Genomic DNA, 21,788 nt, shown 5'->3' with positions numbered 1-21,788 from the left:
GCCATCGGCGCCTATCCGCACGATGTCGCGGTGGCTGCCGTCAACGGCCCGGCCAGCATCGTGATCTCCGGGAAGCGCGAGCGCATCGCGATGCTGGTCGACGCGTTCGCCGCGCAAGACATCCGGTCCGTGCTGCTCAACACGTCGCACGCGTTTCACTCGCCGCTGGTCGAGCCGATGCTGGACAGCTTCCAGGCCGTGGCGAAAACGGTGCGCGTCACGCGTCCGGCGATCCCGTTCTATTCCAATCTCACGGGCGCCGTGATGGACGACGCGCCCACCGACGAATACTGGCGCCGTCACTGCCGGGAGCCGGTGCAGTTCGCGAGCAGCGTCGAGCGGCTCGTCGAAGCCGGGTTCAACCTGCTGGTCGAAATCGGCCCCAAGCCGGTGCTCGTCAACCTGGCCCGCGCGTGCTGCGCGCCGGACGCCGGGATCCAGTTCGTCGGCTTGCAGCGACCACAAGTCGAGCAGCAAGCCCTGGTCGAAGCGCTGTCGAGTCTTTATGCCCGCGGCGTCGACGTCGATTGGGCCTCAACCGAAACACCCGCGCTCACGCGCGTCTCATTGCCGTCCTATCCCTTCCAACGCAGTCGTACCTGGTTCCAGAAAGCGGACACGTCCATGACTCAGACAAGCGAACTCCCCATCGCCGCAACGCCGACGCACAACCGTAGCGGCGAGGTTCTCGAATGGCTCCGCGGCAAGATCGGCGAATTGATCCAGGCCGATCCCGCCACCATCAACATCGACCTGCCCTTCCTGGAAATGGGCGCCGACTCGATCGTGCTGATCGAGGCGATCCGGCACATCGAGAAGCAGTACGGCGTGAAGCTGGTCATGCGCCGCTTCTTCGAAGACCTGGCGACGGTGCAGGCGCTGGCCGAGTATGTCGCCGACAATCTGCCGGCGGCGGCCGAGCCGTCCGAGGCAGCGGCCGAGCCGCCCGCAGCGGCGGCCGCACCGTCCACGGTCGTGCTTGCGCCGCTCGCCGCCGCCCCGGCGGGATGGGTCGCGGCCGAAGGCGGCTCCACGGTCGAGCGGGTGTTGCGGGAGCAGAATCAGCTGCTGTCCCAAGTCATGAGCCAGCAGATGGAGCTGCTGCGCACGTCGCTGACCGGCCACGCCGACGTTCGGCCGACGGTCGCCGCGCAAGCCGTCGCGAGCGCCGCGCCGAAGGCCGCCGTTGCGGTCCAGGCAGTTGCGCCCGCAACCAAATCCGCGCCTGCGGCTGCGCCCGCGGCGGACAATCAGCCCCGCAAGCCGATGATGCCCTGGGGCAGCCCGGTCGAACAGCGGGCGCGCGGCCTGTCCGCCGTGCAGCAGGAGCATCTCGAATCGCTGATCGTGCGCTACACCACGCGCACCCGGAAATCGAAGGACTCGGTGCAGGCTTCCCGCCCGGTGCTGGCCGACAGCCGCGCCACGGTCGGCTTCCGCTTTTCGACCAAGGAGATGCTGTATCCGATCGTCGGCGATCGCGCGGCCGGTTCGCGGCTGTGGGATATCGACGGCAACGAGTACATCGATTTCACGATGGGCTTCGGCGTGCATCTGTTTGGCCACACGCCGGCGTTCATCCAGCATCAGGTCACCCGCGAATGGCAACGTCCGCTCGAACTGGGCGCGCGCTCCAGCCTCGTCGGCGAAGTGGCCGCGCGCTTCGCCCGCGTCACCGGTCTCGATCGCGTTGCGTTCTCGAACACCGGCACCGAGGCGGTCATGACCGCCATGCGGCTCGCGCGCGCCGTGACCGGGCGCGACACCATCGTGATGTTCACGCATTCCTATCACGGCCATGCCGACGGCACGCTCGCCGCGGCGAACGCGGAAGGCGTCACGGAGGCCATGGCCCCGGGCGTGCCGTTCGGCTCGGTCGAGAACATGGTCCTGCTCGACTATGGCAGCGACGCCGCGCTCGAAGCCATCCGCGGCATGGCGTCGACCATCGCCGCCGTGCTGGTGGAGCCGGTGCAGAGCCGCAACCCGTCGCTGCAGCCCGTCGCGTTCCTCAAGGAGCTGCGCCGCATCACCGAGGAGGCCGGGGCCGCGCTGATCTTCGACGAGATGATCACCGGCTTCCGCGTCCATCCGGGCGGCTCCCAGGCCATGTTCGGCATTCAGGCCGATCTCGCGACGTACGGCAAGATCATCGGCGGCGGCCTGCCGCTGGGCGTCATCGCCGGTTCCCGACGCTTCATGGACGCCATCGACGGCGGCATGTGGACCTACGGCGACCACTCGTTCCCCGCCGCGGACCGCACGGCGTTCGGCGGCACCTTCTGCCAGTATCCGCTCGCCATGGCGGCCGCGCTGTCCGTGCTGGAGAAGATCGAACAGGAAGGTCCGGCGCTGCAAGCCACGCTCAACGAACGGACCGCGCAAATCGCCGACACGTTGAATGCGTTCTTCGCGGAGGCCGAGGCGCCGATCAAGGTCACGTGGTTCGGCTCGATGTTCCGCTTCGAATTCACCGAGAACCTCGACCTGTTCTTCTATCACATGCTCGAAAAGGGCATCTATATCTGGGAATGGCGCACCTGCTTCCTGTCCACCGCCCATACGGAGGCCGATGTCGACAGGTTCATCCGGGCGGTGAAGGACAGCGTCGCCGACCTGCGCCGGGGCGGTTTCATCCGGCCTCACTCGAAGCACGGCACGGTTGCCGCGCTGAGCGAAGCGCAACGCCAGCAGTGGATCCTGTCGGAAGTCGATCCCGAAGGATCGCTGGCCTACAACGTCAACACCACCCTCGAACTGAACGGCCGGCTCGACGAGGCCGCCATGCGCGCGGCCGTCCAGGGTCTGGTCGATCGGCACGAGGCGCTGCGCACCACGCTGACGCCGGACGGGTCGGGCCAGATCGTGCATCCGTCGCTGAAGCTGCAGATTCCCGTGATCGACACGGACCAGGATGCGTGGCGGGACCACGAAAGCCGCCAGCCGTTCGACCTGGTGAACGGTCCGCTCTTTCGCGCCGCGCTCGTGCGCCTGGACAGCGAGCGTCACTTGCTGGTGATGACGGCCCATCACATCATCTGCGACGGCTCCACGTTCGGCATTCTGCTCGACGATCTGGCCCGGGCCTATGCCGGCGCTGCGCCGGCTGCGGCGCCGCTGCAGTTCCGCGAGTACCTGAAGCAGATCGACGGCCAGCGCCACAGTCCGGAAGCGAAGGCGAATCGCGAGTACTGGCTGACGCACTGCGCCGGCCCGGCCGAACCGCTGAATCTTCCCGTGGACTACCCCCGGCCCGCGGTGAAGACATTTCACGGCGAGCGCGTCTCCCTGCATCTGGACGCGGCGGCGGCCGCGTCGCTGCGCGCCGCCGCCCGTCAGAGCGGCTGCACGCTCTACATGATGCTGCTCGCGGGCTTCAACCTGTTCCTGCACCGCATCGCCGGCCAGCAGGAGATCGTCACCGGCATCCCGGTGACCGGCCGCTCCGTGACCGGCAGCGACCGCCTCGCCGGCTACTGCACGCATCTGCTGCCGCTGCGCTCCACGCTGCCGGAACAGGCCACCGTGGCCAGCTTCCTGGCCGGCACCCGCCGGAACCTGCTCGACGCGCTCGAGCATCAGGACTTTCCGTTCGCCGAGCTGGTCCGCGAAATCGGTGCGCAGCGCGATCTCAACGCCGCGCCGCTGGTATCGGCGGTCTTCAATCTGGAACCCGTGTCGGCGCTGCCCGAACTGCCCGGCCTGAAGGTCGGCCTGGTCGCCCCGCTGATCCGCTATACCGCGTTCGACCTGAACGTCAACGTCCTCGACGCGGGGCAGGAACTCCTGATCGATTGCGACTACAACACCGATCTGTTCGAAGAGGGCACGGTGCAACGTTTCCTCGGGATCTACCGGAAATTGCTGACGGGTCTCGCGGACGACGCGTCGGCCGCCGTTGCCCGGCTGCCGTTGTTGAGCGATGCGGAGCGGGACACGCTGACCGTCGAGTGGAACCGGACCGAGACGGATTTCGGCGCCGCCGCCAAGCAACCGCTGCACCGGCTGTTCGAACAGCAGGCCGAGCGCACGCCCGACGCCGTCGCCGCCGTTTATGACGACGCCTCGCTCACCTACGCCGAACTCAACCTCCGCGCCAACCGCCTCGCCCACCGCCTCGTCGACCTCGGCGTCGCCCCCGATTCCCTCGTCGGCGTGGCCATGGAGCGCTCGCTCGACATGAGCGTCGCCCTGCTCGCCGTCCTCAAGGCCGGCGGCGCCTACGTCCCCGTCGATCCAGACTACCCCGCCGAGCGCGTGCGCTTCATGATCGACAACGCACAGTTGCGCTGGCTACTCACCCAGCAGCATCTGCTTGCCGCGCTGCCTGAAACCGACGCTCGCCTGATCGTCGTCGATCGCGACGCGCACGACCTCGCCGCCGCGCCCGCGTCCAACCCCACGCCCGCGCTGAACGGCGACAACCTCGCCTACATGATCTACACCTCCGGCTCCACCGGCAGGCCCAAGGGCGCGCTCAACACCCATCGCGCCATCACCAACCGCATCCTCTGGATGCAGCACGCCTACGCACTCGGCGCCGACGATTCCGTCCTGCAGAAAACCCCGTTCAGCTTCGACGTCTCCGTCTGGGAATTCTTCTGGCCGCTCGTCGCCGGCGCGCGCCTCGTGTTCGCCCGCCCCGGCGGCCAGCGCGAGACCGACTACCTCGTCGATCTCATCGCACGCGAACGGATCACCACCGTCCACTTCGTGCCCTCCATGCTGCGCGCCTTTCTCGACCATCCGGACCTCGAGACGCACTGCGCGTCGCTGCGCCGCGTCGTGTGCAGCGGCGAGGCCCTGCCGTACGACCTGCAGCAGCGTTGCTTCGAGCGCCTGGACGCCAGCCTGTTCAACCTCTACGGCCCCACCGAGGCCGCCGTCGACGTGACCGCATGGGAATGCCGGCGCGACGACCCGCACCGCACCGTCCCGATCGGCCGGCCCATCGCCAATACCCGCCTCTATATCGTCGATGCAGACACGCAGCCCGTGCCGGTCGGCGTAGCGGGCGAACTGCTGATCGGCGGCACGCCGGTCGGGCGCGGCTACCACGGCGAACCCGAACTGAGCGCAGCAAAGTTCATCGCCGATCCGTTCTCCGCCGACCCGCATGCACGCCTCTATCGCACCGGCGATCTCGCGCGCTACCGTCCCGACGGCAACATCGAGTTCCTCGGCCGCATCGACCATCAGGTCAAGCTGCGCGGCCTGCGCATCGAACTCGGCGAAATCGAGGCAACGCTGGCATCGCACCCGTGGGTCGAGACGGCCGTCGTGGCACTGCGCGGCGCGGACGATGGCGCGCGACTCGTCGCCTGGCTGCTTTCGTCGCACCCCGAAGCCGAACTGATCGAAGCGGTACGCGGGCACCTTCAGCAGCGGCTGCCGGATTACATGGTGCCGTCCGCGTTCGTCGTGCTGACCGCGTTCGAGCATCTGCCCAACGGCAAGCTCGATCGCGCCAGACTGCCCGAACCCGGCGACGACGTGGCGCACGTTGCGCCCGACAACGCGCTCGAAGCGCAGTTGACGGCAATCTGGCAAGAAGTGCTTGGCAAAAACCGGATCAGCACGACCGCCAATTTCTTCGAGCTGGGCGGCAATTCGCTCTCCGCGACGAAGGTCGCCGCGCGCATCCGTCGCGATCTGCAGGTGAAGCTGGAAATCCGCAGCCTGTTCTCGCACCCCACCATTGCAAGCCTCGCGAAACGCATCGCCGATACGCAGCCCATCGATTACGCGCCGGTGACGCCGCTGCCGGCGCAGACGCAATACGAACCCTCTCCCGCCCAGACGCGACTCTGGGTCCAGGATCACCTCAATGCGGCGCAAGCCGGCGGGCCGCTGCCCACGTCCCTGCTGTTCGAGGGCGTGCTGGACGTGGACGCGCTCGTGCGGGCGTTCCGCGCGTTGAGCGAACGTCATGAGATCTTGCGCACGCGTTTCGTCCTGGACGGCAATCAACCGTTCCAGCAAGTGCTGCCGCCCGGCGAAGCCGCCTTCCCGGTCGAGGTCGTGGATTTGCAGGACGCCGAGGACCGGGACGCCCAGGCCGTGTCGATCGAAGCCCGCGAGCGGCTTGCGCCGATGGATCTCGCCGCCGGCCCGCTGTTCCGCGTCAAGCTGCTCAGGCTCTCCGAAGTCCGTCACGTCTGCATCTGCACCCTGCATCACATCGTGAGCGACGGCTGGTCCACGGAGGTGCTGCTCGACGACCTGTCGCAGATCTATGACGCGTTCGTCCAGCGTCGGGACCATCCGCTGCCCGCCCTCTCGATCCAGTACAAGGACTACGCCGGCTGGCTGAACCGCTTGCTTGCGGGGCCGGAAGGCGCCCGCATGAAGGATTACTGGCTGACCAAGCTGGGCGGCGGCCTGCGCGCGCTGGAACTGCCGGGCGACGTCGGGCAGCCCGCCGCGCCGAGCTGGAAAACCTGGCGCTTCGAACTGCCCGCCGCCGCGACGACGGCGCTGGAATCGCTCGGCAAGCGCCACGGCGCGACCTTGTTCATCGCGCTGCTGTCCGCCATCAAGGCGCTGTTCTACCGCCGTTCCGGCCAGGAGGACATCGTCGTCGGCACGCCGGTCGCGGGCCGCGAGCTTGCCGAGCTCGAGTCGCAGGTCGGCCCCTATCTGAACGTGCTGGCGCTGCGCGATCGCGTCGCCGGCGACGATCGTTTCGATACGCTGCTGACCCGCGTGCGGGACACCACCATCGAAGCGTTCTCCCACCCGCTTTATCCGCTGGATCGCCTGCTCGACGAGCTGCACGTCAAACGTGTTCCGGGACGCAATCCGCTGTTCGACATCGGCCTGACGTTGCAGAACCAGCGACAAGGCGCCATCGATCGCTATGCGGGACAAGTGCGCATTTCCGAGCTGCCGGACCACAACCTGCAAGGCGCGGACACGGAAGCCGCGACCGACTTCTGGTTCCTGGCCGAGCCGCGCGACGAGGGTCTCGCGATCAGCGTCGTCTACCACGCCGGGCGGTTCAGCGAAGCCCTGGTGCAGGGACTCGCCGACGAACTGACGTCCGTCATCGGAGAAATCCTCGCCAACCCGGGCGTCCGCATCCGGAACCTGACGTTGGGACAGCGTGCGCTGCGCGCCGAAACGCGCCAGCCTGCCGTCGAACTCGGCGCATTCTAAGGAGCATTCGTTGAAAATCTCGTCCAGCACGCAAGTCTACCTGCGGCAAAACATCCAGTTCGAACCGCTGATCAACGGCTGGTACGCGTGGTTTCACACGCTTCCGCCGTTGACCGCCGCGCTCAACGTGGCCGAGCGGTTCCTGCCGATCATGAAGTCCTATGCCGCATCGCCGATGATGCATGTGGCGGCATGCAACGACCCGGCCATGCGCGGCGGCCCGTTCATCGACCTGGGCGGCAAGCGCGTCGACGAAATCCGCGCGCTGATCGAGCAGACCACCGGGCGCGCAACCAGGCAACTGGAACTGGCGAAGGCTTACAAGGCGTTCTCCACGCTGCTGCTGGAACAGGCCAAAGGGATGGCTTCGGATCCGGTCTACGCCGAGATTCCGGAGGCGTTGAAAGGCTATGTCGAGATCTATTACGACCTGAGTCACAACCCGTCCTTCCGGGTCTTCGAGAGCCTGCTGTACGCGAGCCCGTACTATGTGCGCGACGCGCAGAGCATCGCGCTGTCGGCGATCGACGAAAACACGCCCCGGCCATTCATTCTCAGCACGCCCCGGCTCAAGGACGAGCGCACGCTGTTCCGCAACATGGCCTTCGACGATCCCGCGCTCGACACGCTGTTCCGCATGCGCGACACGCCCGGCAGCTACGCGAAAATCGCCGACCTGATGCGCGTGGAGGAGAAGGACGAGCCGCTGTTCCGCTCCTTCTTCGTCGAAGAGGCGCCGGAGCCGAAACCGGATCGTTCGTTCGACGGCGACGATATCCGCATCCGCTACTACGGCCACGCCTGCCTGCTGATCCAGAGCCGGGGCGTGAGCATCCTGCTCGATCCGGTGATCAGCTACGGCTACGACACCACCCTGCCGCGCTATACCTTCGCCGACCTGCCCGATCAGATCGACTACGTGCTGATCACGCACAGCCATCACGATCACATCGTCCTCGAAACGCTGCTGCAGCTTCGCCACAAGATCAAGACCGTGGTGGTCGGCAGGAACTGCGACGGCTTTCCGCAGGATCCGTCGCTGGAGCTGGCGTTGCGCAAGCTCGGCTTCGACAACGTGATGGAAGTCAGGGATGCTCAGGAAATCAAGGTGCCCAACGGGGCCATCACCGCGATTCCGTTCCTGGGCGAACACAACGATCTGGCGATCCAGAGCAAGCAGAGCTTCATGATCCGCTTCGGCACGCGTTCGGTGCTGAGCATCGCCGATTCGTGCAACCTGGACCCCGCCCTTTACGAGCATGTCTTCCGCCTCGCCGGCAAGCCGGACGCCCTGTTTGTCGGGATGGAAACCGAGGGCGCGCCGCCGTCATGGGTCTATGGCCCGCTGTTTCCCAAGGCGCTGCCGCGCGACATCGATCAGTCGCGCCGCGCGCGCGGCTGCAAGATCGACGAGGCCGCCGCGCTGGTGGATGGCTTCGCCTTCAACGCGGCGTATGTCTATGCGATGGGTCAGGAGCCGTGGCTGAACCACCTGCTCGACAACACCTTCGACGAAAACTCGCCGAGCCACATCCAGTCCACCCAGTTTGTCGCGCACTGCAAGGCCAAGGGCATCGCTTCCGAAGTGCTGTACGCGAAGAAGGAGATCGTGCTTTGTCAGGACTGAATCTGAACACGCTCTCGACCAGCGGGCAATACCAGGAACATCTGGCGTTCTGGAACGACGCGCTCGGTCGCATCGACGAAGACTTCCGCCTTCAGCAGGCTTGGCAGGCGTATGCACTGCCGCTCGGCCCCGCGCCGGTGCACGCGTTCGAGCTCGACGGCGACGCGGCGCGGGTGCTGGAGAAGCTCGCTGCCGGCAACGAGCTGGGCGCTTTCGTCGTGCTGCTGGCGGCCCTGTTCCGTGTCCTCGGGCGCTACGACGCGACGGCCGGCCCGTTCCTGGATTCGCCGCGCCTGGTCGTCGAATCCGCGGCCGGTCCCGCCGGTATCGTCCCGCTCATCGACGCCGCGCGGCCCGGCGCCACGGTTCGCGCGTATCTGAACCAGGTCCGCGATACGGTGCAGCGAAGCTATTCGTACCAGGATTTTCCGATCGCCGCCCTCGCGCACAAGCTGCATGGCGAAACACGCGCGACCAACGTGGCCGTCCGCTTCGACGGACTTCACGAAGCCTGGGCATCGGCGGACTACGACCTGTCGATCGAGATCCGGCATCGCGCGCGCTACGAGATCGTCCTGACGGGCCGGCCGACGGTCTTCACGCTGCATTATCTCCAGCATTTCGCGCGGCACCTGCGCAACGTCCTGGCCGGCTTCGACGCGCTGGACGCCCCGCTCGACACGGTCTCGCTGCTCGACGACGACGAACGCGCGCGCCTTCGCTCGCATGCGGCGCCCGTCGCGGTGCATGGCACCTTCCTGGAGCAGTTCGCGCAGCGCGCGGCGTCCACGCCGGACAGCATCGCCGTGGCGACCGCCGAAGCATCGCTGACCTATGCCGAACTGGACGATCAGGCGTCCCGGCTGGCGAGCTTCCTGCTCACGGAATACGCGATCGAACGCGGCGACGTGGTGGGCGTGGTGGCCGACCGTTCCGAGCGCTGGATCGTCGGCATGCTCGGCATCCTCAAGGCGGGCGCCGTGTATCTGCCGCTCGACCCGGAGTTTCCGCAGGAGCGCCTGCGCTTCATGATCGAGGACGCGAAAGTCAAGGCGCTGCTGACGCACTCGGAGCACCTGCCGTTGCTCGCCGATTTCTGGGCGATCCCGATGTTCGCCCTCGACTTCCAGCTCGACACGCTGGAGCCTGCATCCGCGTCGGCGCGGGTCGAGGTCCGGCCGGACGACGCGGCGTACATCATTTACACCTCCGGCTCCACGGGCGCGCCGAAGGGTGCCGTGCTCGAACACGCGGGCCTGCTGAACATGGCGCAATACCATGTGGACGCCTTCGGCTTCGATGCCGCCGACCGGTTCGTGCAGTTCTACTCCCCGGGCTTCGACGGCTCGATCATGGAGATTTTCGTCACCCTGCTCGCGGGCGCGCGCCTGGTGCTGGCGAAGACAGCGGTGATCCGGGACGCGCCGCGTTTCGTCGAATACATCGCGCAGCAGGGCGTCACCACCATCAACGCGACGCCGGCCTATCTCGCCGCGCTCGACTGGGACGCGCTCGGCGCCGTGAAACGGGTCATCAGCGCGGGCGACAACGCCCGCGTGGCGGATCTCCGCGAGCTGGCCCGGACACGCTCGTGTCACAACTCCTATGGCCCCACCGAGGCAACCGTCTGCATCACGGACTATGTGGTCGACGCCGCAACCGCCTACGGCACCCGTCTGCCGGTCGGCCGCCCGATCCACAATACGCACCTGTACCTGATCGACGAGCACGGGGCACTGGCTCCCGAGGGCTGCACGGGCGAGATCTGCGTGTCCGGCATCGCACTCGCCCGCGGTTACGTTGGCCGGGAAGACCTGACCGCCGCCGCTTTCATCGCCCACCCGTTCGAGGCGGGCGAGCGCCTCTATCGCACCGGCGACCTCGGCGTCTGGCTGCCGGACGGCAATCTGGAAATCACCGGGCGCCGCGACACGCAAGTGAAGATTCGCGGCTATCGCATCGAAACGGGGGAAATCGAAGCGGCGCTCAGGCAGCACGCCGACGTCGCCGACGCGATCGTGTTCGTGCGTGAAGACGCGCCGCAGCACAAGCAGCTGGTGGCCTGCGTCGCGACGGCGACGGCAAGCGTCGCAAGCCTGCGCGAACACCTGAAGGAACGCCTGCCCGAGTTCATGGTGCCGGGGTCGATCGTGACGCTCGAACGCATGCCGTTGACGCCCAACGGCAAGCCCGACCGCAAGGCGCTCGCCGCGCTGGAGCTGGCGCCGGCACCGAGCGAAACCGTGTACACCGCGCCGACCAACGATGTCGAGGCGCGCCTCGGCAAGATCTGGTCCGAGGTGCTGGGCCGCGAGCAGATCGGCATTCGCGACAATTTCTTCGAACTGGGCGGCGACTCGATCCTGATCATCCAGGTGATGTCGCTGGCGCAGCAAGTCGGCCTCAAGTTCACCGCCGATCAGTTTTTCGCCCATCCGACCATCGCCGAACTCGCCCGGGTTGCCGTGGATGCGCCGTCCATGACGATTTCGCAGGAGCCGGCGGTCGGTCCCGCTCCGCTGACGCCGATCCAGCACTGGTTCTTCGCGCAGGACGTGGCGGACCCGCACCACTACAACCAGTCGACCATGATCGAGGTGCCCGCGTCGCTGCGGCCGGACGTGATCGAGCACGCGCTGTCGGCCGTCGCGACGCATCATGACGCGCTGCGGCTCGGTTTCGACCGCGTCGCCGGCGCGTGGCAACAATCGCATGCGGCGCCGCCGCTGGCGATTCCGCTCGGCGTCACGTCGCTGGCCGGCGAGACGCCCGCCGCCGGCCAAGCCGCGATGCTCGCGACCGCCACCCGCATGCAGGAAAGCTTCACGTTATCCGCGGCTCCGCTGCTGCGCGTCCACCTGTTCCAGTTCGGTCCCGACGAGCCGCAGCGCCTGCTCGTGGTCGCGCATCACCTGGTGATCGACGGCGTCTCCTGGCGCATCCTGTTCGAAGACCTGTACACGGCGTGCCGCCAGCTCGAAGCGGGCGAAGCGGTGCGGCTCCCGGCCAGGACGACCGCCTGGCGCGACTGGGCGAACCGTCTGGCCGAACTCGGCGCGACCGCGCCCGACGGCCTGGACTATTGGCTCCAGGGGAACGCCGAAGCGCAGGCGTGCTTCGACGGCATGCCGGTCGGCACCGTCGCCGAAGCCGGATCGACGGTCATCGAGTTCGACGCACCGCAGACGCTCGCGCTGCTGCAGGACGTGCCGCGCGCGTTCAATACCCAGATCAACGAAGTCCTGCTGACGGCCCTGCTGCTCGCCTTCGGCGACTGGACCGGCAACGCTTCGCTGGTCGTCGATCTCGAAGGCCATGGCCGCGAGGACATCTTCGACGGCGTCGATACGTCGCGCACCATCGGCTGGTTCACGTCGCACTATCCCGTGTTCCTGGATGCCGGCGACGCCACCGTGGCGGCCGAGGCGTTGCGCAACGTCAAGGAGCAGGTGCGCGCGGTGCCGATGCGCGGACTCGGCTACGGCATCGCACGCTACCTCGGCAAGGACGCCCGCATCGCGGCGGCACTCGAACGGCAGCCGCCGGCGCCGGTGCGCTTCAACTATCTCGGCCAGATCGATCGCGTGCTGGCCGACGACACGGGCTGGAAGCCGGTGCTCGACTTTCAGAGTCCCGAACACAGTCCGCGCGCGCGGCGCGGCCATCTTTTCGAGATCGACGGGATGGTGTTCGACGGACGTCTGCGCCTGACCTGGCACTACAACCGGGAAGCCTGCGCGCCCGGCGTCATCGAGCGGCTGACGCAGTGCTACCACAGCCGTCTGCTGTCGATCGTCGCGGCCAGCGGCGACGGCCAGCCAGGGCTGAGCCCATCGGACTTTCCGGCCGCGCGCATCAGCCAGGAAGCGCTGGACGCTCTCGTCTCAAGGATCAAATCGTGACATCCCCCACCATTGCCGATATCTACGAGCTCTCCCCGATGCAGGAGGCAATGCTCTTTCATGCCGTGCACGCGCCCGGCACGAGAAGCAGCTTCAACCAGCTCAGTTGCCGGATCGCCGGCAGCCTCGATCCCGCGCTGTTTCATGCCGCGTGGCAGCAGCTCGTCGATCGGCATCCGGTGATGCGCACGTCGTTCCATTGGGAAGAATTCGACAAGCCCATGCAGGTCGTTCACGCGCACGCCACGCTGCCGTGGGTGCAGGACGACTGGCGCGACCTGCCGGAAGACGAACAGCGCGCGCGGTGGAGCAGGCATCTCGAAAGCGACCTGGCCGAGGGCTTCGCGCTCGATCGCGCGCCGCTCGTGCGCTGCCGTCTGGTACGCGTCGCCGCGGATGCGTACCTGTTCAGCTGGAGCCACCATCACATCCTTGCCGATGGCTGGTGCCTGTCGCTCGTCATCGAGGAAATCTTCCAGGCCTATGGCACGCTCGCGCGCGGCGTGCCGCCGGCGCTCCCGCCGGTGCGCCCCTATCGCGACTATATCCAGTGGCTGCAACAGCGCGAACCGCAAGCCGCGCAGCAATACTGGACGCGCTATCTCGAAGGCTTCCGCTCGCCGACCCCGCTGCCCACGGCAGCGCGCGCGCAAGCGGGCGAGCGCTTCGGCCAGGGCCTCGCGCAAGTCCAGGCCGACCTGTCGGCCGACCTCAGCGCGCGCCTGCGGCAATTCGCGGCCCGGCATCACGTCACCCTCAATACCCTCGCGCAAGCGGCCTGGGCGCTCGTGCTGTCGCGTTACAGCGGCGAAACCGACGTGGTGTTCGGCGCCGTCGTCTCCGGACGGGGCGCCAACCTGCCGGGGATCGAAACCATGCTCGGCCTGTTCATCAATACGGTTCCGGTGCGGGTGCGGGTCGACCCGAGGCAGCCGCTGGCGCCCTGGCTGAAGATGATCCAGGCGCGCGTGGCCGCACGCGCGCCGTTCGAGCACACCCCGTTGCCCGATATTCAGCGCTGCAGCGAAGTCCCGCTGACGACGCCGCTGTTCGAAAGCAACATCACCTTCATGAATTACCCGCTCGACGAGTCGCTGACGCATGGCGCGCACGGCCTGGCGGTCGACGAGGTGCTGCTCTACAACCGCGCCGACATCCCGCTCGAATTCGTGGTGACGGCGCGCGACGACTGGAAGATGGAACTGTCGTTCGATCCGCGGCGCTTCGATGAAGACACCATGCAGAGAATGCTGGGCCACGTGGCCACGACGCTCGACGCGTTCACGGCCGATCCGAACCGGCTGCTCGGACGCCTGCCGATTCTCCCCGAGGCCGAACGTCGTCAGTTGCTGGAAACCTTCAACGACACCGCCGTGCCGTTCGACGCCGCGCTCACCGTCGTGCATCGTCTGGAGCAGGCCGCCGCGGACCACCCCGAACGGCCGGCGGTCGAGTACCGGGATATCGTCCTGAGCGCGGGCGAACTGAACGCCCGCGCCAACCGCACGGCTCACCGCCTGCTGGCCGCCGCCGACCTGCGGCCGGACGCGCTGGTCGCAATCTGCATGCACCGCTCGGACCGCCTGATGGAGGCGATCTTCGCCGTCTGGAAATGCGGCGCCGCCTATATCCCGATCGACCCCGACTATCCGGCGGCCCGCATCCGCACCATTCTCGAGGATTCCGGCGCCGACCTCGTCATTACCTGCGACGGCCTGCTTCCCCCCGACCTGGCCGCGCTCGCGCCGGTCGTGTCGCTCGACGCCGCCACCGATGTCGTCGACGACGCCAATCCCGGCCGCCCCGTGTCGCCGGACAGCCTCGCCTATGTGATCTACACCTCCGGTTCCACCGGCAAGCCCAAAGGGGCGATGGTCGAGCACGCCGGCATGCTGAATCACATGCTCGCCGAGATCGACGAGTTTTCGATCTCGGCGTCGTCGGTGATCGCGCAAACCGCACCGCATTGCTTCGATATTTCGGTCTGGCAATTTTTCACGGCGCCGCTCGCCGGCGGCAAGACCGTGATCGTCGACGACGAACGGATTCGCGATCCCGCGAGCTTCCTGGAATACCTGGAATCCACCCGGGTCAGCATCCTCGAGCTGGTGCCGTCCTATCTGTCCGCGCTGCTCGACCGCGCGTCGGAACGGCCGGCGCTGATGCGGCACCTGCGGCACATTCTCGTCACCGGCGAGATGGTCAGCCCGGCCCTGGTGAAACAGTGGTTCGCCGTGTTCCCGGACATCGCGATGGTGAACGCCTATGGCCCGGCGGAAGCGTCCGACGATATCGCGCAGCACCGCATGGAGCGCGCGCCGACCACGCCTTATGTGCCGGTCGGCAAGCCGATCCGCAACGTGCGCATCTATGTCGTCGACCCGCAGATGAATCCGTGCCCGATCGGGATTCCCGGAGAACTTTGCGTGTCCGGCGTCGCCGTCGGCCGCGGCTATCTCAACAACGAAGCCGGCACGCGGGAAGCCTTCGTCGAGGACCCGTTCCATCCGACCCGCGGGGTCCGCATGTACCGCACCAGCGATATCGGATGCTATCTCCCCGATGGCACGATCGTGCTCTACGGACGCAAGGACCACCAACTGAAGATCCGCGGCTACCGCATCGAGCTCGGGGAGATCGACAACGCGCTGGCCGCCATTCCGGAAATCCGCCAGGCGGCCGCGCTCGATTATCGCGACGAGGCCGGCCGCGCCGCCCTGTGCGCCTATGTCGCGTTCCGCGACGGCGCGTCGCTGAGCGACGCCGGGATCGCCGCCGCGTTGTCCGCCACGCTGCCGGCCTACATGGTGCCGGGCATCTACGTGGTGCTCGACGCGCTGCCCTTGAGCGGCAACGGCAAGATCGACCGCAAGGCCTTGCCGCCGCTGGACCGGTCGCGGCTCTCGGCCGCGGGACAGGAGCCGGCGCTGCCCCGCACGCCCACCGAAACGCTGCTGTGCCGCATCTGGGGAGAAGCGCTGGGCATTCCGTCACCCGGCATCCACGACAATATCTTCGCGCTGGGCGGCGATTCGATTCTCAGCATGCGCATCGTGTCGCTGGCCGCCAAGGCGGGCCTGAAGATCACCACGCGGCTCATCTTCCAGCATCCGACGGTCGCCGAACTCGCCGCCGTGGCCACCCGCGGCGAGGCTGGAGCGGCGGAGTTCGTCGCGTCGTCCGGCCCGCTGCCGCTGACGCCCATCCAGAAACGTTTCTTTGCGCAGCGCAAGGACGATCAGGACCAGTACAACCAGGCGGTCCTGCTCGAGGTTCCGCCGGACCTGGATCCGGTCTCGCTGCGCCAGGCGCTCCGGCACGCGGCCAAATGGCACGATGCGCTGCGACTGCGCTTTCGCCCGGCCGCGTCCGGCTGGATTCAGGAGGTCGTCGACGATCCGGAGATCCCCGTCGGCGTGCTCGATATCCGCGGCGACCAGCTGGCGCAGCACGTCGCGCAGTCTCATGCGAGCCTGAATCTGTCGGACGGCCCGGTCTTGCGCGCGGATCTGTTCCGCCTCGACGAAGGAAGATCGCTTCGTCTCCTGCTGGTCGCCCATCACCTGGTCATCGACGGCGTGTCATGGGGTGCGCTGCTCGAAACCGTGCACGACGCCTATACCCGCCTGCGCAGCGGCAAAGCGCCCGAATTCGCGGGCGGCGGCGCGTCGTGGACCGCATGGACCCGGGCCGTCTCGAACTGGGCCGACTCCGGCGCCGCCGATGCCGATATCGCACATTGGCAGGCCCTGGCTCAGTCAGCCCTGCCCGGCCTGCCGCTCGATCGCGCCGCCACGGACGACGCGAATTCCGTGTCGTCCGCCGAAGCGATCGTGGTCGAGCTGGGTGAATCCGCGACCGCGGCATTGCTGGGCGCCGCGCCCCGCGCCTACGATGCCCAGATCAACGACTTGCTGCTGGCCGCGCTCGCGCGCGTCGTCAGCGACTGGAGCGGATGCGCCGACGTCCTGCTGGATCTCGAAGCGCACGGGCGCGAGGAATGCATCGCGGACCTCGACATCTCGCGCACGGTGGGCTGGTTTACGTCGCTCTTCCCGGTCCTGCTGAAGGTCGATGCCGGCCCGCACGATCCCGCTCGCCTGGTTGCGTCGGTCAAGGCGCAACTGCGCGCCGTGCCGGCCGCTGGCATCAGCTACGGCCTGCTGCAGGACCGGCTCGACGGCCCTGCTCCGCAGCCTCGGCTGCTGTTCAACTACCTGGGTCAAATCGACCAGGTGCTTACGGCTGCGCGCGACTGGAAGCAGGCCGCGGAGCCAAGCGGAGACGGCCGCCATGCGAACCAGCTGCGCGAGCATCTGCTCGACATCAACGCCTACGTGACCGGCAACCGTCTGCATGTTGCCTGGGAATTCAGCCGGGCCTGCCACGAAACGGACAGCATCCGGCGCGTCGCGCAAGCCTACATCGCGGCGCTCGAATCCCTTGTTGTCGACCATGTCGACCCGTCCGCATCGAGTGTGCCTGCTTCGGTTCTGCCTGCGACCGTACTGCCGCAGGCGCTGGCCTCGGTCATCCCGGACGAGATCGACGGCATCTACGCGCTCACGCCGACCCAGCAGGGCATGCTGTTCCACGGCCTGTACGAACCGGCATCGGATGCGTACTTCAGCAGCCTCGATTTCCGTATCGACGGCGCACTCGACGTCGAACGGTTCCGCCGCGCGTGGGATGCGGCGACGCACCGGCACGACATCTTGCGAACCTCGTTTCACTGGGAAGAACTCGAAAGCCCCGTGCAGGTCGTGCATCGCCGCGTCGACTTGCCCTGGCATGACGAGGACCTGAGCGCCGCTTCCGCCGTGGAGGCGGAACGACGTTGGGATGCATACCTGACGCAAGACCGGGCGCGCGGCTTCGACTTTACCCGGGCGCCGCTGATGCGCGTGGGACTGTTCCGCCTGGGCCACGAGGCATGGCGCTTCTATTGGAGCCATCACCACATCCTGCTCGACGGGTGGAGTTCCGCCCGGCTCCTGAGCGAAGTGGCTGCCGCCTATCAGGCCCTGCCGGCCGAAGCCGCCGCGCAGCGGCCAGCGCCGCCTGCCTTCCGCGATTACGTGCGCTGGCTGGAGCGCCAGGACTCCGGGGCCGCGGAGCGCTTCTGGAAGACGAAGCTGGCGGATTTCCCGACGACGACGCCGCTCGTGCTGGGACGCCCCGAACTCGACGGAACGGCCGCGCCGGGCGCCTATCTGGAAGAGCAGCTTCTGCTCTCCGAGCGCGATACGCGGCGGCTCGTCGCGTTCGCGCAAGCCAGCCGCATCACCCTCAACACGATCGCCCAGGGCGCGTGGGCGCAGCTCCTTGGCCGCTATAGCGGTGAAGCGGACGTCGTGTTCGGAACGATCGTTGCCGGCCGCCCGGCGTCGCTGCCGGAGTCGGACGAGATGGTCGGGCTGTTCATCAACACGCTGCCGGTGCGGGTCCGCATCGACCAGCGCCCGACGGCCGCGTGGCTGGCGCAGTTGCAGATGGATCTCGCGCAGCAGGAGGAATATGCGCACTATCCGCTGGCCGACATCCAGAAATTCGCCGACCTGCCGCCCGGCGTGCCGCTCTTCCAGAGCCTGCTCATCTTCCAGAACTATCCGGTCGAGGAAGCGCTGGCCGAGGCGCTTCCGGGTCTGCGCATCGGCGAATTCCAGGTGTCCGATCCGAACAACTACCCGCTGACGCTGGTCGTGACGCCGGGCAAGAGCCTGTCGTTGCAGGTGCTGTACGACGATGGCCGGTTCGACCGCGAAACGATCGTCCGCCTGCTGCGCCATGTCGAAACCCTGCTCGTCGGCCTTGCCGCCGGGGAGGATCGCCCGAACGGCGGCATTCCGCTCCTCACCGCGGCCGAGCGGGACGAAATCCTGCTGGACTGGAACGATACCTTCGCGCCGGTCCCGTCCGACCGAACGCTGCCCGAACTGATCGAGGCCGCCGCCGCCGCCCACCCCGAGCGCATCGCGGTCCGCTGCGGCACGGTGGTCCGCACCTATCGGGACCTCGTCGAAGGCGCCGACCGGATCGCCCGGCATCTTCTGCAAGCAGCGCCGATTCAGCCGGACGACCGGATCGCCGTATGGATGCCGCGCTCGTACCTGATGCTGGAAACGATTCTGGCCATCTGGAAGTGCGGCGCGGCGTATGTTCCCGTCGATCCGGCCTATCCCGCCCGGCGCGTCGAGGCCATCCTCGCGTCGGCCCGGCCGACGGTCATCGTCGCGACGGACTGCGTGCCGCCGCCGGCACTGTCGTCCATCCCGATGCTCGATCCGTCCCGCCTGCCCGACGATCACGGCACCGGGGCGCAAGCGCCATCGACGCCGCGTTACCGGCCCGCGAACCTCGCCTACGTGATCTTCACGTCGGGTTCGACCGGCCAGCCCAAGGGCGCGATGGTCGAGCATCGCGGCATGCTCAATCACGTGCTCGCGATGGCGCGCAGAGTCGAGCTCGGCGCGCACAGCGCGGTCGCCCAGACCGCTTCGCACTGCTCCGACATTTCGGTCTGGCAATGCTTCGCGGCACTGGTGCCGGGCGGCACGACGGTGATCTATCCCGATGCCGTCATCCTCGAGCCCGCGCGCCTGATCGACAGCCTTCACCGCGACCGCATCACGGCGATGCAATTCGTCCCGTCCTATCTGGCGACCTTTCTCGACGAGCTGGAAAGGCACGCGGCGCCGGCTTTCCCGCACCTCGAAACGCTGCTGACCATTGGCGAAACCCTGCAGCCCGCCTCCGTGCGAACCTGGTTCCGCCTGAATCCGGCTGTCCGGCTCATCAACGCCTACGGGCCGACCGAAGCTTCGGACTCCGTGGCGCATTACAGCATGACGCGCGCCCCGGATCTGCCCGCGATTCCGATCGGCCGCCCCATCGAGAACCTGCGCGTCTACGTCGTCGACGCCGACATGAATCTCTGCCCGATCGGCGTCAAAGGCGAGATCTGCATCGGGGGCGCCGGCGTCGGGCGCGGCTACCTGTTCGACGAAGAACGCACCCGCGCGGTGTTCCGCGACGATCCGTTCAGCCCGGACCCGGGTGCGCGCCTTTATCGCACCGGCGATATCGGCTGCTTCGGGCCGGACGGCAATATCCACTTCTTCGGACGCCGTGACTTCCAGGTCAAGATCCGCGGATATCGCATCGAGCTGGGGGAAATCGAGGCCGCGCTGACCGATCTCGAAGGCATCTCCAACGCCGTCGTGGTCGCCCGCGAGGCTGCGGACTCCGAATCAACCCTGTGCGCCTACGCGTCGGGAGCCGGCTGGACGCCCGCACGCGTGCGCCAGGCGCTACGCGAAAAACTGCCGGCCCATATGGTGCCCGACACCGTGATGCTGCTGCCGACGCTTCCCGTCACGCCGAACGGCAAGATCAACCGCGCCGCGCTGCCGCTCCCGGATGCCTCGTCCGCGCCCGACGGCGTGCCGGCCGAACCGCAAACGCCTGGCGAAGCGGCGCTGCTGCGCATCTTCGCCGAGGTGCTCGGCCGCCAGCCGAACGGTGTCGACGACAACTTCTTCGAGCACGGCGGCCAAAGCCTCAAGGCGATCCAGATGGTCAGCCGGATCCGGCGCGAACTGAAGCTGAACGTCGCGGTCGCCGATATTTTCCAGGCGCCGACGCCGCGCGCGCTCGCGAAGCAGCTCGTTTCCACCTCCACCGCCGGCGCCGAGGAATTCATCCCGGCGCTCCCTGCGCAGCCCTCGTACGCGGTGTCCCGCGCACAGAAGCGGATCTGGCTCGCCAGCCGCGGCGCGGATCCGTCCACGTACAACATGGCAGGTGCGCTGCAACTGGACGGCGCCGTCGATACGGAGCGCCTCGTCCGTGCGTTCGACATGCTGGTCGATCGCCACGAGAGCCTGCGCACCGTGTTTGCGATGATCGAGGGCGAGCTGCGGCAACGCGTACTCACCCGCGAAGCATCCGGATTCCGGGTCGAGCAGACGGCTCTCGCGGAAGATGCCGGGCCGGAAGCCATCGATGCGCTGATCCGCGCGGAAAGCGAGCAGCCATTCGATCTCGCGTCGGGGCCGCTCTTTCGCGTCAAGCTGGTCCGGCTCTCGCCGGAGAAGCAGCTGCTGTTGCTGAACATGCACCACGTGATATCGGATGCATGGTCGATCCGCGTGCTGACCGACGATCTGCATGCGCTTTATGCGGGACGCGACCTGCCGCCGCTTTCCATCCAGTACCGCGACTACGCCGCCTGGCACAACGCCGGCCTGGAGGGTCCGCGCGCCGCCGCGCATCGCGCCTACTGGCTCGAGAAACTGGCGCCGCCGGTGCCCCGCCTGCAATTGCCGCCGGACTACCCGCGCCCCGAGCGGCTCAGCCACGCCGGGCAGACGCTCGATGTGGAGCTGTCTGACCTGCACGCGACGGGACTCGCGAAGCTGGCCCGCGCTCACCATACGTCGCTCTATGCCGTGATCCTGTCGTCGTTCTGCGTGCTGCTGCACCGCTATACGGGGCGTGAAGACATCGTCATCGGCAGCGTGTCGGCCGGGCGCGACAGCGAACAGCTCGAATCGCAGATCGGCGTGTTCCTCAACACCGTCGTACTCCGTGTCCCGCTGCGCAAATCCGCGACCGTGGACGAGGTGATCGAGGCCGTGGCGAAAACCTCCACGGAAGCCCTGGAGCACGCATCCTATCCGTTCGATCTGTTGCTCGAAGATCTCAAGATCCGCACCCCGGCGAACCATTTCCCGATCTTCGACATTCAAGCGAACTACATTTCCGTGCCGGCGCCGCAGCCAGGTCTTCGCATCACGGACCGCTCGCAGGCGGACACCACGGCCAAGTTCGACCTGTCCTTCCAGATCGTGGAAAGCGAAGGCAAGCACCGCCTCCAGTTCATCTACAACACCCGCCTGTTCCGCCCCGCGACCATCGCCGCGATGCGCGACCGGCTGCTCGAGATACTCGAAGTCTTCCTGCGTGATCCGACCACGCCGGTCGATCGCCTCTCGCTCTCCGGCAATGCGCCCGCCGCCAGCCCAAGGGTCCGGGTCGGCCTTCGCCTGAAGACCGCGCCCGAATCCACCGCCGACGACGCCCTCGAGGAGAACACGTGA

4 protein-coding genes (1 of these 4 cut by a window edge) are annotated in these 21,788 nt (G+C 67.4%); all 4 read left to right on the top strand.

All coding sequences use genetic code 11. The features are described 5' to 3' along the window. Tightly spaced (each overlapping or abutting the next), the 4 genes in view from ACFIMZ_RS35285 to ACFIMZ_RS35270 form a layout consistent with a single transcriptional unit that may run on beyond the window. Positions 1 to 7,158, top strand: the 3' portion of a protein-coding gene (locus tag ACFIMZ_RS35285; RefSeq protein ID WP_431825891.1) for an amino acid adenylation domain-containing protein. 6,261 nt of this gene lie to the left of the window's left edge; only the last 7,158 of its 13,419 coding nucleotides appear in the window; the start codon falls outside the window, past its left edge; the stop codon is at positions 7,156 to 7,158. Beyond that, positions 7,106 to 8,785: an MBL fold metallo-hydrolase gene (locus ACFIMZ_RS35280; RefSeq protein WP_431825890.1), complete on the top strand. Its 1,680-nt coding sequence runs from the start codon at positions 7,106 to 7,108 to the stop codon at positions 8,783 to 8,785. Before ACFIMZ_RS35285 ends, ACFIMZ_RS35280 begins: the two co-directional genes overlap by 53 nt. Further along, positions 8,773 to 12,687: an amino acid adenylation domain-containing protein gene (locus ACFIMZ_RS35275; protein WP_431825889.1), complete on the top strand. Its 3,915-nt coding sequence runs from the start codon at positions 8,773 to 8,775 to the stop codon at positions 12,685 to 12,687. The genes ACFIMZ_RS35280 and ACFIMZ_RS35275 overlap by 13 nt, the downstream gene beginning before the upstream one ends. Beyond that, positions 12,684 to 21,788 carry an amino acid adenylation domain-containing protein gene (locus ACFIMZ_RS35270; RefSeq protein ID WP_431825888.1) on the top strand — a complete coding sequence of 3,035 codons (9,105 nt, stop codon included), beginning with the start codon at positions 12,684 to 12,686 and terminating at the stop codon, positions 21,786 to 21,788. The genes ACFIMZ_RS35275 and ACFIMZ_RS35270 overlap by 4 nt, the downstream gene beginning before the upstream one ends.

Source organism: Burkholderia sp. F1 (genome assembly GCF_050813845.1).
GTDB lineage: Bacteria > Pseudomonadota > Gammaproteobacteria > Burkholderiales > Burkholderiaceae > Burkholderia > Burkholderia ubonensis.
This window is presented reverse-complemented; position numbering and strand designations above follow the sequence as displayed.